Origin of the sequence: Amycolatopsis panacis (assembly GCF_003600245.1) — a bacterium.
GTDB classification, from domain to species: domain Bacteria; phylum Actinomycetota; class Actinomycetes; order Mycobacteriales; family Pseudonocardiaceae; genus Amycolatopsis; species Amycolatopsis sulphurea.
This window is the reverse complement of sequence record NZ_QZFV01000083.1, coordinates 1-14,221: the sequence shown is the minus strand read 5'-3', so window position 1 is coordinate 14,221 and position 14,221 is coordinate 1. Positions and strand designations below refer to the sequence as shown.

The following is a 14,221-nucleotide window of genomic DNA, read 5'->3' as shown; positions in this document are numbered from 1 at the left end:
CCGCTTCTACACTTTGCGCATCAAGGCACAAGCGTCCGCGCGTCAGTGACGACTCGTACGGACACCGACGCAATAAGCCGAGAAGGTATTTCCGTGGTGGCTACCGAACCGCAGAGTGAGACGACGCCGGCGACTCCGGCGGGCCCCGGTCTGCTGGGGCAGCTGATCCGCTTCGGCCTGATCGGCGGGTTCTGCGCCCTGCTTGATCTGGGGACGTATTCGCTGCTCAGGGCCATCGGCATGGATGCCGTACCGTGGGTGGACGTGGCCCGTGCGTGCAGCTTCGTGGTGGGCACGACCACCGCGTTCTTCCTCAACCGCCGGTTCACCTTCGCCGGCGGCCGCCGGGACGGAGGCGCCCAGATCGGCGGCTTCGTCCTGCTTTACGTGGTCACGTTCTTCGTCGCGGTCGGCGTGAATCAGCTCATGCTGCACGTGCTGGCGGTGTCGGCGTGGCAGTCCACGCTTGCCTGGGTGGTTTCGCAGGCCGGCGCTACGGTGATCAATTTCGTGATGCTCAAATGGGTCGTGTTCCGTGAACGGCCGGTAAAGGAGAACTGAGTTCGATGCCCGGTAAAGCAGCCCCGGTCGCCGAGACCGCCCCCGCGGGCGAGACGCGGTTCGCCGAGCACGCACCCCAGGGCCGGCTGACGGCCCAGCGGTGGCTGTTCGCCGGTCCGGCGCCGATCGTCAGCAAGGACCTCTACGCCGAGATCGAGCAGGGCAACGCACTGCGTGAGCGCGGGAGCGTGTCGCTGGAGCCGTCCGCGAAGGTCACCGGCAACACCTACTTCGGCCGGTTCCCCGCCTCGTACTGGCAGCGCTGGACGACCGCGACCGAGGTCTCCATCGAGGCCGTGGTGAGCGGGGACGGGCTGCTCTCGGTGGGCGCTTCCGACCTGGAGGGCGACGCGCGGGTGGTGGCCGCCGAGCAGGTGTCCGGCGCGCAGGGCCGCAAGGTCACGCTCACCGCGAAGCTGGACAAGTTCCACGACGGCGGCGCGCTGTGGCTCGACCTGGAGACCGAGGGCGGCCAGACGCTGCGCGTCGAGCAGGCCCGCTGGACCGTGGACGCGCCGGAGAAGATCCGCCCGACCGCGGTCACCATCTGCACCATGAACCGCGCCGACGACTGCCTGAAGAACCTCCAGGCGCTCGCCGCGGACGTGCACTCCCTCGACACCCTGGACGCCATCTACGTCGCCGACCAGGGCACCGACCTGGTCGAGTCGCGGGACGGCTTCGCGCAGGTCGTCAAGGACCTCGGCGACAAGCTGCACTACATCAAGCAGCCCAACCTCGGCGGCGCCGGCGGCTTCACCCGCGGCCTGTACGAGGTGGCCGGGCACACCGCCACCGAGCACGCGAACGTGCTGTTCATGGACGACGACGTGTTGCTGGAGCCGGACCTCGTGGTGCGGATGACGGCGTTCTCCAACCGCACCGCGAATCCGATCATCGTCGGCGGCCAGATGCTCAACCTGCTGCACCCGAACCAGCTGCACGTCGGCGCCGAGTACGCCCGGCTGAACACGCTGGAGCCGGGGCAGCCGGTGCAGCACTCGCTGACCACCGCGGACCTGCTCGGCGTGGACGAGGAGACCGGGGCCCCCAACCGGCAGGAGCGCCGGCTCGACGCCGGGTACAACGGCTGGTGGTCCTGCCTGATCCCGTACGAGGTCGTGAAGGCCATCGGCTACCCGATGCCGTTCTTCTTCCAGTGGGACGACGCGGAGTACTCCTACCGGGCGCGCGAATACGGCTTCCCCACGGTGACCCTGCCGGGCGCCGGCGTGTGGCACGCGGACTTCCACTGGAAGGACTGGGACGAGTGGCACCGGTACTTCAACCTGCGTAACTCGATCATCACCGCGGCGCTGCACTCGCCGTTCAACCTGAACCTGCTTTCCCGGGTGCTGCTGGCGCAGCTGGTGCGGTACCTGCTGGGCATGCAGTACGGGCTGTCCGCGACGCTGATCAAGGCGGTGGAGGACTTCCTGGAGGGCCCGGAGGTCCTGCGCGACGGCGGGGTCGCGGCGATGAAGGAGATCCGCCGGATCCGTGACCAGTACCCCGAGACCAAGCGGCACAAGGCCACCGACGTGCCGGGCATCGCGTCGAACGACATCGGCATCATCAACAGCGCGCCGCGGCCGAGCATGCAGCGCCTGGTGCTGATCAAGCGGGTGCTCGACCGCGTGCTCGGCCGGAGCCGGTTCGGCCTCGGCGCGGTGCCGGTCGACGAGGCGCACTGGTGGCACATCGCGCTGTTCGACACGGTCGTGGTCACCGATGCCTCGCAGGAGGGCGTGCGGGTGCGCAGCTACGACAAGATCAAGATGTTCGAACTGGCCAAGCGCGGCGCCAAGACCATTCAGCGTCTCCGCAAGGAGGGCCTGGCCGTGCAGGAGCAGTACAAGCGCGCGATGCCGGAGCTGACCTCGCGGGAGAACTGGCAGCGCCTCTACGAACTCTGACCGCTCGCTGAACAAGCTGTGAAGGGACCCTTCACAGACTCAGAGTCTGTGAAGGGTCCCTTCACAGCTTTCTGGCCTGCCGCTAGACGGACAGGCCGAACTTGCCCTTGCGGCTCAGATCGTCGACGTAGGCCGCGGCGACGTGCGCGAAGTTGACCGACACCGTGTTGCCGTCGCGGGTGCGCACCGAGTGCACGCCGCTCCGGCTCAGGAGATCGGGGATCTTTTCCTCGACGCTGGGCGCCTCGTCGGCGGTGAGCGGGAACAGCAGCGGTTCGCCGCCCGCGGCCAGATGCAGGACGAGTGCCGGTTTGGGATCTGCCATACCCCCATGGCAGCAGTGGCGGATCACCCTCGGCAAGCAGGTTCGCGCACAGCGGAGCGGTTGCCGGTACGTTCGGACACGTGCCCGACGATCTCCGCGGGAGATCGAACCACGGATGAGCAAGGGTGAGCCGTGCCGTACTCGTTTTCGCTTTCGCCGGCGGCAGTCGATCTTCTTCTGGCCGAGCTGGGGCTCGGCCGGGCCCCGGTGCCGTTCACGGTGCCGCACGTCGGCATCACCACCGGGGAACGCGCGGCGGTCCGGGACGCGGTGTTCCGCGACCTGGACGGCCGGGGCCTGCTTCGCCGCGGTTCGCTCGACGACGACATCGCGCTGGCGTTGCACACCTTCGCCCGGCCTGCGGTCGCGGTGTCCGCCGCGGCGCAGCTACACGGCGAGCAGCTGTTCGCGCGGGTTGCCTCGTCGGGGCAGTACGCGGTGCTGGTACGTCAGGACGGCGGGATGTTCGCCTTCGAGGAGGTCCGGCCGACCAACATCGTCCCGGTGATCGTCGACCTGCTGCCGTTGACGCCCGCGGCGCCCGGCCAGTCGGTGACCGTCGCCCGCCCGGCGAAGAAGCAGCGCCAGGGCGACAGCTACGACCCGTTCGCCGGGATGAGTGCTCCGCGTACGCACAACCCGCAGCTGCGCGCCGCGGAGCGGATCTTCGAGAAGCCTCGGCTGGGCGTGGGCGAGTTCAGCCTGTACGTACGCGATGAGAACGGCCGTGAGCGGGCGTTGCCGTCGTTGGCCTGGTTCGACACCGAAGCGGGCCGTTATCTGCTCAGTACCCGTGACTCCGGCGACGGCGAACGCTGGCTCACCTATTCGCCCGCGGACAATGCCCGTATTGCCCAGCAGTTGTTCACCCAGCTGGAAGGCTATTCGGTAAACGCCTGACCCGGGCCTCGCCGGTCAGTAGACTCCCGCGCATGAGCTCTGTTCCGGGTACCGACGCGCTCGCGGCCGGCGGGCTGGACGCCAAGGGCGTCGCCGAAGCCGCCGCCCAAACGCACAAACTGGTCGCTGCCGCGAAAGCCGGTGGCTTCACCATCGACGGCGAAGCGCTCGGCGACTTGCGCAAGGCGCTCACCGACATGGTCACGCGGCTGGGCGCGCTGCGGCCGAAGCTGCAGGTGCTCGCGTCCCCGCCACAGTTGGGTAGTCATCCGTACGGGCACACCGTGGCCGAGCACGACCGCAAGAGTGGAGCTGACACGGAAGGCTCTGCTGCCGACGTACTCGACCAGTTCGGCCGTCTGCTGAGTGAAGCCGATGAAGCGCTCGCGCGCGCGGCCGGCGTCTACACCGAGAACGAAGATCAGGCCATCGACACCCATCGCACTGTGAAGGCCGCCGAATGACCACGCAGATCCCGCAGCACGAGCTGGTCCCGTCCGACGCGGACTACCTGGGCCACGACCACCAGCGGCTCAAGTCGTTCGTCGAGAGCAACCTCGACGTCGCACAGGTTTCCTCGCTGTCGCAGGCGTACACGGAGCTGCAGAAGGCGTTCGAAGAGTTTGCGACGCAGCTGAAGGGCGCCGTACAGAAGTCGAAGGGCGCGTGGGGCGGCGACGCGGCTGTCGGCGCGCAGGCGTACTTCGAGAACCTCAGCGAATGGGCCGACGCGAACTCGCAGAACGCGAAGGTGGCCGCGCAGTCGCTGGAAGAGCAGGGGCACGCCGCGCAGACCGCGAAGAACACCATGCCGGACGCGGTGCCGTTCGACTGGTCCGAAGAGTTCGACAAGTGGGTCAAGGCCGGTCCGCTGGGGCTCGGCGACTCGATCGATTCGACGCTGAAGAAGCAGAACGAGAGCCGCGACGCGCACGAGCTGGCCGCCGAGACGATGTCGAACTACGACTCGTCGTTGCACCAGGCCGCTTCGAAGCAGCCGACGTTCGCCGAGCCGCCGAAGTTCGCTGCTGCGTCCGGCGGATCAGGCATTCCGACGATGCCGTCCGCGGATCAGCACCAGGACAGCTCGTCCCCGGCCGCGCCGATCAGCGGCCATGCCACGGTGGGTGGGGGAGCCGGGGTTGCAGCGTCGCCGAGCGTGAGCAGTCCGGGCTCGTACACCGGCGCCGTCCAGACCCCGACCCCGGACGCAGCCACCGTCGCGGCCGGCTACACCCCGCCTGCCGCGCATCCTGGTGCCGGCGGCGCCGTGGCGTCGGCGGGCATGGGTATGGGCGCGATGCCGATGGGTGGCATGGGCATGGGCGGCGGCTTCGGCGGCGACGAGGAACACCAGTCGAAGGTCGGCCGCGGCGGCGGATTCGGCCCCGGGCAGGACGCCGCGAGCCCCGGCACGGCCGAGGTGGCCGCGGCCGGCATGGGCGGCGCCCCGGCCCGCCCCGGGATGGGTGGCTTCAGCCGTCCGTCCTATGAGGACGATTCGCAGCCCGGTTTCCTGCTGGAGATGGACGAACCGGAGGAGGACGACATGTTCGGCCGCGGCAGCGCGGCCCCTCCGGTGATCGGCGAGTGAGCCGTGGGGCCGGGCGTCAGTAGCGGTAGAACCGCTCCGCCCGGCCCTGACGGACCAGCTTCAGCCACTGCAGGAACGCCTTCGGATCGCGTTTCACGCCGACGAAGTACAGGCCGAAGCGCAGCACCTCCAGCGCGCCGATCTTGCGCATTCCCGGCTGGGACAACAGAAAACCGCGGTTGCGGTAGGTGTAGTAGCGCTTGACCTCGTTCTCCGGGTCCTGCGCGTGGAACTTCCCGCCCAGCATCGGCTTGAACTCGTCCGAGCCGTCCGGGTGCAGATAGGTGGTACGCAGCGAGGTGCCGAAGGGCAGCCCCGAGCGGACCAGCCTGCGGTGCAGTTCCACCTCGTCGCCACGGAAGAACAGCCGCAGATCCGGCACCCCGGTCACGTCCAAAGTGGACGCACGGAACAGTGCGCCGTTCATCAGCGAGGCGATGCCGGGCAGGAAGTCCGTGCCGAGTTCGGCGGGCGAGCGCTTCCAGGTGAGCCCGCGGCGCAGCGGGAAGGCCAGCTTCGCCGGTGCGTCGATGTTCGCCACCACCGGGGAGATCTCGGCCAGCCCGCGCTTTTCGGCTTCCTCCAGCAGGATCGCCAGCACGTGCTCGTCGGCCGGGCGGCCGTCGTCGTCGGCCAGCCACACCCACTCCGCACCGAGTGCGAGTGCGTGCAGCATGCCGAGCGCGAATCCGCCTGCCCCACCGAGATTCCGATGCGAGGGCAGGTACGTGACGGGCAGCGGATAGTTCGCCACCACGTCGCGAGCCGGCTGATCCGGCCCGTTGTCCACCACCACGAGGTGGTCGACCGGGCGGGTCTGCGCGGCGATGATCTTCAGCGAGTCCGCGAGCAGCTCCCGGCGGTGCCGGGTGACCACCACGCCGACGACCGCGCCGTCGGGCAGCTGCCGGGTCTCGCTGGTCATCATTCGCCGCCGTTCGTCGTGGGCACGGCTGCGACGCCGAGCCGTTCGAGGCCTTCCTGGCTCATGTTCTCGTACGGATCGCGGCCCTTGTAGGCGGTGAGCACCTCGCGCAGCGAGCCGTGCTGCTTCACGTGGCCCTCGTCCATCCAGATGGCCGAATCGCACAGCTCCATGAGGAACTCGTCGGAGTGGTTCGCGAACACCAGGATCCCGGAGCGCTTCACCAGATCCTTGAGCCGGTCCCGGGCCTTGTTGAGGAACGCCGCGTCGACCGCGCCGATGCCCTCGTCGAGGATCAGGATCTCCGGGTCGATCGAGGTGACCACGCCGAGCGCGAGCCGCACCCGCATGCCCGTGGAGTAGGTGCGCAGCGGCATCTGCAGGTAGTCGCCGAGTTCGGTGAACTCCGCGATGTCGTCCACCCGCTTCTCCATTTCCTTGGCACTCATGCCGAGGAACAGCCCGCGGATGATGATGTTCTCCACCCCGGAGATCTCCGGGTCCATGCCGATGCCGAGGTCGAACACCGGCGCGATCCGGCCCTGGATCCGCGAGGAACCGCGGGTGGGCTCGTAGATCCCAGCGAGCAGCCGCAGCAGCGTGGACTTGCCCGCGCCGTTGTGCCCGACCAGGCCGACCCGGTCGCCCTCGCGCAGGCTGATCGACACGTCGTGCAGTGCCTCGATGATCGGCACCTTCTGGTCGGTGCCGATCCGGCCGCCGACCTTGCCGAGCACCCGCTTCTTCATCGACCGCGTCTTCGCGTCGAAGATCGGGAAATCGACGTAAGCGTTGTAGACGTCAATGCTGACCATGTGTCACACCCAATACGAGACGCGGGAGCGGTAATTGCGCATGGCGACGAGCGCGAGCCCCCAGCCGACGACGGTGATCGAGCCGACCACCACCCAGCTGGTCCAGGCGACCGACTGGCCGATCAGCGGGGAGCGGGTCACCTGCATGTAGTGGTACAGCGGGTTCGCCTTGATGAACGGCAGTGCCCAGGACACACCCGATCGCGAACCGCCGTTGAGCAGCTGGTCCACCGGCCAGACGATCGGCGTGCCGTAGAACAGCAGCTGCACCAGGGAATTGATCACCTGCGGGATGTCGCGGAACCGGGTGGAGATGATGCCCAGCAGCAGCGAGGCCCAGCCCGCGGTCAGCGCGAGCAGCACGAAACCGGGGATCGCGAGCAGAATGCTCCAGCTCAGCCCGGGGTGGCAGAACAGGCCGGGCGCGCACGCGCCGTCCGGGAAGCCTTCCTTGGTCCCGAGCGAGTACGGGTCGTCCAGCGCGCTGAAGAAGATGATCAGCAGCACCACGTAGACGATCATGTTGTGCGCGAGCAGCAAGGTCTGGCGCCAGACCGTGCGCAGCACATAGACACTCAGCGGCGCGGGGAGCTGTTTGATCATCCCCTCGTTCGCGATGAACGTCTCCATGCCCTCGGTCAGGCAGCCCTGGATGAAGCCCCAGATGATGAAGCCGGTGGAGAGGTAGGGCAGGAAAACCTGGATCGGCGTGTGGAACAGCTGTGAGTACAGCAGTCCCAGCCCGAGCGCGATGACGCCCTGGCTGATGGTGATCCAGAACGGCCCGATCACCGAGCGGCGGTACCGCTGCCGGATGTCCTGCCAGCCCAGGTGGGTCCACAGCTCGCGGGCTGCGAGACCCTCCTTGAGGTCGGCTATCGCCCTGGAGAACGTCTTACGGTCCGACGAAGGCGGAGCCTGCGTCGAAACCTCGGGTTCGGCTGCGTGAACCGTGCTGGTGGCATGCACGTGGACGAGGGTACCGATGGGACGGGCCGGGCCCTGTCCGGCCCGTCGATTGTCCCGGCGTGGCGCGGGAGTCCCTCGAATTCGTTGCCGGGGCGCGTCGTTAAGATGAAGTGATGTCGGCCTCTGAAAGCAGGACCGGATTGCCGCAGTCCACCGATTCGCGCCCGCTCTACTACTTGGTCGCCCCCGTTGGTCACCCCAACTACGGCGACGAACTCATCACGGCCGGCTGGCTGCGATACCTCGCCGAAACGGCGCCGGAAGCCGATGTATGGGTCGATACCCACTCGCCCGGCCCGGCCACCGTTCTGCTGGACGGCCTGCACCCACGGGCGAAATTCACCGACACGCTGTGGCGGCTGTGCTGGGAGGCGCCGGACGAGGATCCGTGGCGCGCCGCCGCTTGGGTGCGCGAAGCCGTGCACAACCCCGGCATGATGCCGAGGCTGCACCACGGCATCGAATTGCTGTCGCGCGTGGATGTGATTCACGTGGTCGGCGGCGGCTACATCAACAAACTGTGGCCGAAACAGATCGGTCTGCTCGCGGGTGCCGCGGCGGCCGTCGAGCGTTCGGGCGGCAGGGCCGCGATGACCGGGCACGGGCTGCTGCCGGTCTGTGACGACGTGATACCGCTGCTGCGCGCGCTGACCGATCACTTCGAGGTGGTCGACGTGCGCGACGATGCGTCCGCCGAGCTGCTGGGCGTGCAGACCGGTCTCGACGACGCGTTCCTGGCCTTGCGCCCCGAGCAGTACGAGGCCGCCGAGGACCTGCCCGAGGTCATGCTGTGCCTGCAGTCGGATCTGGTCGAAGTGGGCGTCGGGGCGCTTGCCGGCGCGGTGCTCGCGATGCTGCGGGCCTGGAAGGTGCCGGGGCACAAGGTGGGTGTCGTGGAAGGCGTTCCGCGGGTCGACCGGGAAGTGTTCGCGCTGTTCGAACGAGAGCTGCCGGGCGCGCGGTTCTACCCCTTCTCGCACATCTGGACGCACGGGCTGCCCGCGGCCCCGCACCAGACCTGGATCTCCACCCGCTTCCACCTGCACATGCTCGCCGCGGCGGCCGGTGCGTCGGGCGTCGCGGTCTCGATCCACCCGGACTACTACGCGACGAAGCACCGGTCGCTCGAAGCGCTGGGGTCGAACTGGACGCTGCTGGAAGACCTGTCCCAGGTCCCGGAACGCCCGACCGCCGGCGGTTACCGTCCGGAGCTGCTGGACCAGTTCCGAAGCTCGAAGCGAGTTCTGGCGGCGCAGGTCTACGCACCGGTCGTCCGTCCGGTGCCGGAACCGGAAGCGCCCCAGCCTGAACCTCCTGCGCCCGAACCGTCGGCGCGTGCCCGATGGTCGAGGCGCTGGCGCGCGTAGCTCGGTTCGCCGCCCGGCAATCCGCGCCGGGTACTGCCGGGAAGTGAAAGCCCGGCAGTACCCGGGGAATCCGCGGTTTCCGTCGCCGGAATCGGTGCGCGTCACCACCGGCTCGGGCGAACCCGGCGCATTCCGGTGCCGTTTCCGGCAGGGGCGCCGAACTGTGCGAACCGCGGTTTTCGAACCAGGCGTCCGTTCGCCGGATCGGCATTTCCCTGCGCGCGGCGAACCGGGTTCAGAGATACTGCCCGGTCCCGCTGATCCCCGGCCCCTCGCCGGGCCGCCCCCCCACGATGCCCGAGGACCCCGCGGGCAGGCCTCGGCGCATCTGCTCCAGCTGGACCCGGGCCGCCATCTGCTGGGCGAACAAGGCCGTCTGGATGCCGTGGAACAGGCCCTCCAGCCAGCCGACCAGCTGGGCCTGGGCGATCCGCAGCTCGGCGTCGGAGGGCGTGCGGTCCTCGGTGAACGGGCGGACCAGCCGTTCCAGCTCCTCGCGCAGCTCCGGGGCCAGCGCCTCCTCCAGCTCGCGCACCGAGGTCTGGTGGATCTCGCGGACCCGTTCCCGGCTGGCGTCGTCCAGCGGTGCCGCGCGGACCTCCTCCAGCAGCTGCTTGATCATCGTGCCGATGCGCATCACCTTGGCCGGTTCCTCGACCAGGTCGCCGACCGCGTCGGCGGATTCACCCTCAGGGGTCACCGGTGCGGTGCCGACCGGCACTCCGTCCGGACCTACGACCATCACGTGCGGTGCCGAATCGTCACCGCCCGCGCCCGAAGTCCGGAAGTTCGGCTCGCTCATGTGCTCCATCCCCGTCAACTGATGCGTCCGTTTCGTGTCCGAGGGTAGCGGCTTCCGGGTATCGGGTGCAGTTCTGCCCAACCCCGCGGTGACGGGGAAACCGCACGTCCGTACGGTGTGCTCCATGGCGTTCGACGTCGCTCGTATCCGCGGACTGTTCCCCGCACTGGGGGACGGCTGGATCCACTTCGACGGCGCCGTCGGGATGCTGGTCCCGGAGCAGGTCGCGTCCGCGGTCTCCACCGCGATGCGGGCCCCGGTCTCCGGGCCTGGCGGTGCCTTCCCGGCCTCCCAGCGAGCGGAGAGCATCGTCACCGCGGCGCGGCGGGCCGTGGCCGATCTGGTCGGGGCCGATCCGGCCGCGGTGGTGCTCGGGCCGAGTTCCTCGGTGCTGCTGCGCCGCCTGGTCGACGCGCTGGCCGAGCGCTGGACGATCGGCGACGAAGTGGTTGTGTCCCGGTTGGACGAAGAGGCCAACATCGCGCCGTGGCGCCGGGCCGCGAAGCGGGTCGGGGCCGTGGTGCGCTGGGGCGAGATCGACATCGAGACCTGCGAGCTGCCCGCCTGGCAGTACGAGAACCTGGTGTCCGCGCGGACCAAGGCGGTCGCGGTGACGCTGGCCTCCGGTTCGGTCGGTACCCGCCCGGACGTGCCGACGGTGATCGAGTTCGCCAAGCGAGTGGGCGCGCTGGTCGTGGTGGACGCCACCTACGCGGCCCCGTTCGTCCCACTGGACCTGCAGGAGCTGGGCGCGGACGTGATGGTCGTGTCCGCGCAGGCGTGGGGCGGGCCGGCGGTGGGCGCGCTGGTGTTCCGCGACCCGGAGCTGCTGGAGCGCATTTCCTCGGTCTCGCTGGAGCCGAACGCGCGCGGTGCGGCCCGGCTGGAACTCGGGGCGCACCCGTACCCGCTGCTGGCCGGGCTCGTCGCGTCGATCGACTACCTGGCCGGGCTGGACGACGCGGCGACCGGTTCCCGACGCGAGCGGCTGGTGACCTCGCTGGGCTCGGCCAAGTCGTACCAAGCGGGACTGCTCGCGCAGCTGTCCACGGAGCTGCGCTCGCTGCGGCACGTGATGGTGATCGGCGACGCGATGCGCCGGATTCCTTCGCTGGCCTTCACCGTCGCGAACAAGAAGGCGCCGGAGATCTCCGAGTACCTGGCTTCCCAAGGCCTGTGCGCGTTCGCCGACGACGGCTCCGGTGGCGTGTTCGCGTCGCTGGGGGTCGCCGAGGTCGGGGGCGCGGTGCGGATCGGGCTCGCGCACTACTCGAACGTCTTCGAGGTCAACCAGCTGGTACGGGTCCTCGAAGAGCTCCGCTGAAAGGCTGTGAAGGGCACCTTCACGGACGCTAAGGCCAGGGCCCCGGCAAAGTTGGTCGGGGGCCCGGCAGTGGGCGATGCGGAGGTGTGTGCGACCACCTCGTGGCGTGCGCCGGACCGGTTTCGGGTCCGTGAAGGGACCCTTCACGGACTCTGAGTCTGTGAAGGGTCCCTTCACGGACCTCCACACCGACTTTGCCGACACCCTGGACTCCAGGTCCGTGAAGGTGGCCTTCACAGACCTGCCTCCAGCACCAGCCCACCACGGGAGGCGTGCCCAGATGCGCCGCGCACCAACCGATCGGCACCCAACCCCGCACTTGCCGACCGGCTGCCCGCACCGGGGGCGGCTCGAATCCGGCTCGCGACGACCCAGCGCGATCTCGAGCCACCACACCCCTGCTGCGAGCCAGCTGAATCAGCGGAATCAACCAGGCTCAGCCGAGCGCCTACCAGGCGCCACCGGACACCTGCCGCAGTCAGCCGCGCTCAGCCGGGCACCCACCGCGCGCAACCGAACCGCCGGACTCAGCCGCGGTCCAACCCCAGCGCCGCCATCCGCGCCGCAGTCTCCTGCTCCGGCCGGCTCCCCCCGGCGAGCCCCCGGACCACGCCCGCCCGGTCCGGCGCGGTCCGGTTCTGGCTCAGCTTCGCCTTGGCCACTACGCGGCTGATCACCAGTTCGATCCCGACGATCGCGCGCAGCTGCGCCCGGACGAACCGCTCCGGCGCATCGGTGACCCGCCACGGCTGGGCGCGGCAGGCCTCGTGCCGGTCGGTGAGGCGGGTGACGTGGTCGAGCAGCCACTCCGGATCGTCGTGCGCGCGCAGCCGGCCGTGCACGGTGAGGGTCTCGTAGTTCCAGGTCGGCACGGTCTTCCCGCCGTCCTGCTTGCTCGGGTAGTAGGACGGGGTCACGTAGGCGTCCACGCCCGGGATGATCGCCACCGACTCGGCGTCGCCTGCGTAATGCCACTGCGGGTTGGGCCGCGCCAGGTGACCGATCAGCGCGTGGTTGTCCGCGTCGTAGAGCAGCGGCAGCGAGGTCACTTCGAGCCCGCCATCGGGCACCGGTGTGACCAGGTGCGCGAATCCGCCCCGGCTGAGCGCAACCGCGACGTCACCGGCGGGTACCTCGAACTGCTTCGGCAGGTACACGTCTCCTCCTCGATACTTTGTCACGTGACAAACACCGTATCGACCGGCGCCCGCACTGTCACGTGCCATACTCGGCAGGTGACCGACCGCACGGCGATCCGAGGCACGACCGCGGGCGAGATCTCCGGAAGCGTGCGCGACCTGGTCGGTGCCGGGCGGCTGCGGCCGGGCGATCCGGTCCCGCCGATCCGGGAGCTGGCCGCGGAACTCGGCGTGCACCGCAATACCGTCGCGGCCGCGTACCGGATGCTCGTCGGCGCGGGTGTGGCAGAGACCAGGGGCAGGCACGGCACGGTGATCACCGCCCTGCCCCAGCTGCCGGGCGAGGCCGAAGCGCACCGCGGGCTGGTGGATCTCTCCAGCGGCAACCCGGATCCGGCACTGCTGCCGGACGTGCCCGCGGCGCTGTCCCGGCTCGGCTACCGGATGCAGATGTACGGCAGCGCGGCGGTCGAACCACGGCTGGCGCAGTGGGCGCGGCGGACCTGGACCGGCGAGGTGGACGTCCCCTTCGAGGTGTCGGTGACGCACGGCGCGGTCGACGCGGTGGAGCGGCTGCTGCTCGCGCACCTGACCAGGGGCGACCTCGTCGCGATGGAGGACCCGTGCTTTTACGCGAGCGAAGGAACCTTGCGGCTCAACGGTTTCCGCGCCGCCCCGGTGCCGGTGGACGCGGCGGGCATGGAGCCCGCGGCCCTGCACGCCGCGTTGGTCGCGGGAGCCCGCGCGGTGCTGATCACCCCGCGCGTGCACAGCCCGACCGGAGTCAGCCTCACCGCCGACCGGGCCGCGGAACTCCGTGCCGTCCTGGCCCGGCACCCGCACGTGCTGGTACTCGAAGACGACCACTTCTCCGCGATCTCCCGCACGCCCTATCACCGCACCACCCCGCCCACGGCCCGGCGGTGGGCGCTGGTGCGTTCCGTGGCCAAGTTCCTCGGCCCGGATCTGCGGGTCGCCGTCGTCGCGTCCGATGTGGACACTGCGAACCGGCTCGGCACCCGGCTGCGCCCCGGCGCCACCTGGGTCAGCAGGCTGCTGCAGCAGCTGGCCGCGGAACTGCTGGAAACCTCCGCGGACACCTTCACCCGCGCCCGCGACGCCTACCGCGGCCGAGTCGACACACTGCGCGCGGAACTCGCCGCAGGAGGCGTGGAAACCCCGTTCCCCACCAACGGATTCAACGTCTGGGTGCCCATCCCGGAAGGCCCGGCCGCCACGGTCGCCGCCCTGCACGAATCGGGCTGGTCGGTCCGCGACGGCGCACTGTTCCTGCCACCGGGAAGCACCGCGACGCCCGGGCTCCGGATCACCGCCGCCCGGCTCACCCCGCCGCAGACCCGGGAGTTCGCCCGATGCCTCGGCGAGCTGCGCCGGAGCCCACCCAACCACCCGCCCCACACCCCGGCATTGCCGTGAAGGGTCCCTTCACGGACTCAGATAGGGCTTTGTCAGGAGTTGTTGATCTTGTGGTGTGATTCTGGTGTGGATCTTGCTGTGGTGCGGGCTTTGAATGGTGAGCTGGAGCGGTTCGTGATGGAGGTGTTCGTGCCGGGGCAGCCGGTT

General features: G+C 69.5%; 14 protein-coding genes. 8 read left to right on the top strand and 6 right to left on the bottom strand.

Annotated features, from left to right (window positions below; translation table 11 throughout):
- Positions 1–93 precede the first annotated feature (93 nt).
- Both D5S19_RS15575 and D5S19_RS15570 read left to right on the top strand, forming a co-directional pair.
- On the top strand, positions 94–561 hold the full coding sequence (locus D5S19_RS15575; RefSeq protein ID WP_120024065.1) for a GtrA family protein: 468 nt from the start codon (positions 94–96) through the stop codon (positions 559–561).
- A gap of 5 nt (positions 562–566) precedes the next feature.
- The gene (locus D5S19_RS15570) at positions 567–2,477 is read left to right on the top strand and encodes a glycosyltransferase (protein ID WP_120024064.1); all 1,911 of its coding nucleotides are present in this window, start codon (positions 567–569) and stop codon (positions 2,475–2,477) included.
- 82 nt (positions 2,478–2,559) lie between these two features.
- On the opposite strand, the gene D5S19_RS15565 is transcribed toward D5S19_RS15570, so the two are convergent.
- Positions 2,560–2,802, bottom strand: a complete 243-nt coding sequence (locus D5S19_RS15565; protein WP_120024063.1) for a hypothetical protein — start codon at positions 2,800–2,802, stop codon at positions 2,560–2,562.
- 132 nt (positions 2,803–2,934) lie between these two features.
- Here D5S19_RS15565 and D5S19_RS15560 point away from each other — a divergent pair, with 132 nt between their 5' ends.
- Genes D5S19_RS15560 through D5S19_RS15550 form a run of 3 tightly spaced genes read left to right on the top strand, consistent with a single transcriptional unit; the run spans position 2,935 to position 5,296 of the window.
- A complete protein-coding gene (locus tag D5S19_RS15560) occupies positions 2,935–3,702 on the top strand; it encodes an ESX secretion-associated protein EspG (protein ID WP_120024062.1) in 768 nt (255 codons plus the stop codon).
- Positions 3,703–3,734: 32 nt separating this feature from the next.
- On the top strand, positions 3,735–4,166 hold the full coding sequence (locus tag D5S19_RS15555) for a hypothetical protein (RefSeq protein WP_120024061.1): 432 nt from the start codon (positions 3,735–3,737) through the stop codon (positions 4,164–4,166).
- A complete protein-coding gene (locus D5S19_RS15550) occupies positions 4,163–5,296 on the top strand; it encodes a hypothetical protein (RefSeq protein ID WP_120024060.1) in 1,134 nt (377 codons plus the stop codon). Before D5S19_RS15555 ends, D5S19_RS15550 begins: the two co-directional genes overlap by 4 nt.
- Positions 5,297–5,312: 16 nt before the next feature.
- Here D5S19_RS15550 and glfT1 read toward each other — a convergent pair whose 3' ends face one another.
- The 3 genes from glfT1 to wzm are packed head-to-tail and all read right to left on the bottom strand — an operon-like array spanning position 5,313 to position 8,005.
- The gene (gene glfT1 / locus D5S19_RS15545; protein WP_170069746.1) at positions 5,313–6,221 is read right to left on the bottom strand and encodes a galactofuranosyltransferase GlfT1; all 909 of its coding nucleotides are present in this window, start codon (positions 6,219–6,221) and stop codon (positions 5,313–5,315) included.
- Entirely contained in the window at positions 6,221–7,036 is an 816-nt protein-coding gene (gene wzt, locus D5S19_RS15540; protein ID WP_120024059.1) for a galactan export ABC transporter ATP-binding subunit Wzt/RfbE, read from the bottom strand. The genes glfT1 and wzt overlap by 1 nt, the downstream gene beginning before the upstream one ends.
- A 3-nt stretch (positions 7,037–7,039) precedes the next feature.
- On the bottom strand, positions 7,040–8,005 hold the full coding sequence (gene wzm / locus D5S19_RS15535; protein ID WP_098512102.1) for a galactan export ABC transporter permease subunit Wzm/RfbD: 966 nt from the start codon (positions 8,003–8,005) through the stop codon (positions 7,040–7,042).
- 113 nt (positions 8,006–8,118) lie between these two features.
- On the opposite strand from wzm, the gene D5S19_RS15530 reads away from it, so the two are divergent.
- Complete coding sequence (locus tag D5S19_RS15530) at positions 8,119–9,372, top strand: polysaccharide pyruvyl transferase family protein (protein ID WP_120024058.1); 1,254 nt, start codon at positions 8,119–8,121, stop codon at positions 9,370–9,372.
- 235 nt (positions 9,373–9,607) lie between these two features.
- Here the strand turns inward: D5S19_RS15530 and D5S19_RS15525 are convergent, their stop codons facing one another.
- Positions 9,608–10,183 carry a bacterial proteasome activator family protein gene (locus D5S19_RS15525; protein WP_120024057.1) on the bottom strand — a complete coding sequence of 192 codons (576 nt, stop codon included), beginning with the start codon at positions 10,181–10,183 and terminating at the stop codon, positions 9,608–9,610.
- Between the two features lie 115 nt (positions 10,184–10,298).
- On the opposite strand from D5S19_RS15525, the gene D5S19_RS15520 reads away from it, so the two are divergent.
- Positions 10,299–11,498 (top strand): cysteine desulfurase-like protein, encoded by a 1,200-nt coding sequence (locus D5S19_RS15520; RefSeq protein WP_120024056.1) that lies wholly within the window; start codon positions 10,299–10,301, stop codon positions 11,496–11,498.
- 527 nt (positions 11,499–12,025) lie between these two features.
- On the opposite strand, the gene D5S19_RS15515 is transcribed toward D5S19_RS15520, so the two are convergent.
- Positions 12,026–12,655 carry an FMN-binding negative transcriptional regulator gene (locus tag D5S19_RS15515; RefSeq protein WP_199730519.1) on the bottom strand — a complete coding sequence of 210 codons (630 nt, stop codon included), beginning with the start codon at positions 12,653–12,655 and terminating at the stop codon, positions 12,026–12,028.
- 78 nt (positions 12,656–12,733) lie between these two features.
- Between D5S19_RS15515 and D5S19_RS15510 the strand changes: the two genes are divergently transcribed.
- Positions 12,734–14,074, top strand: coding sequence for an aminotransferase class I/II-fold pyridoxal phosphate-dependent enzyme (locus tag D5S19_RS15510; protein ID WP_120024054.1), 1,341 nt, complete (start codon positions 12,734–12,736; stop codon positions 14,072–14,074).
- Positions 14,075–14,221: the final 147 nt, after the last annotated feature.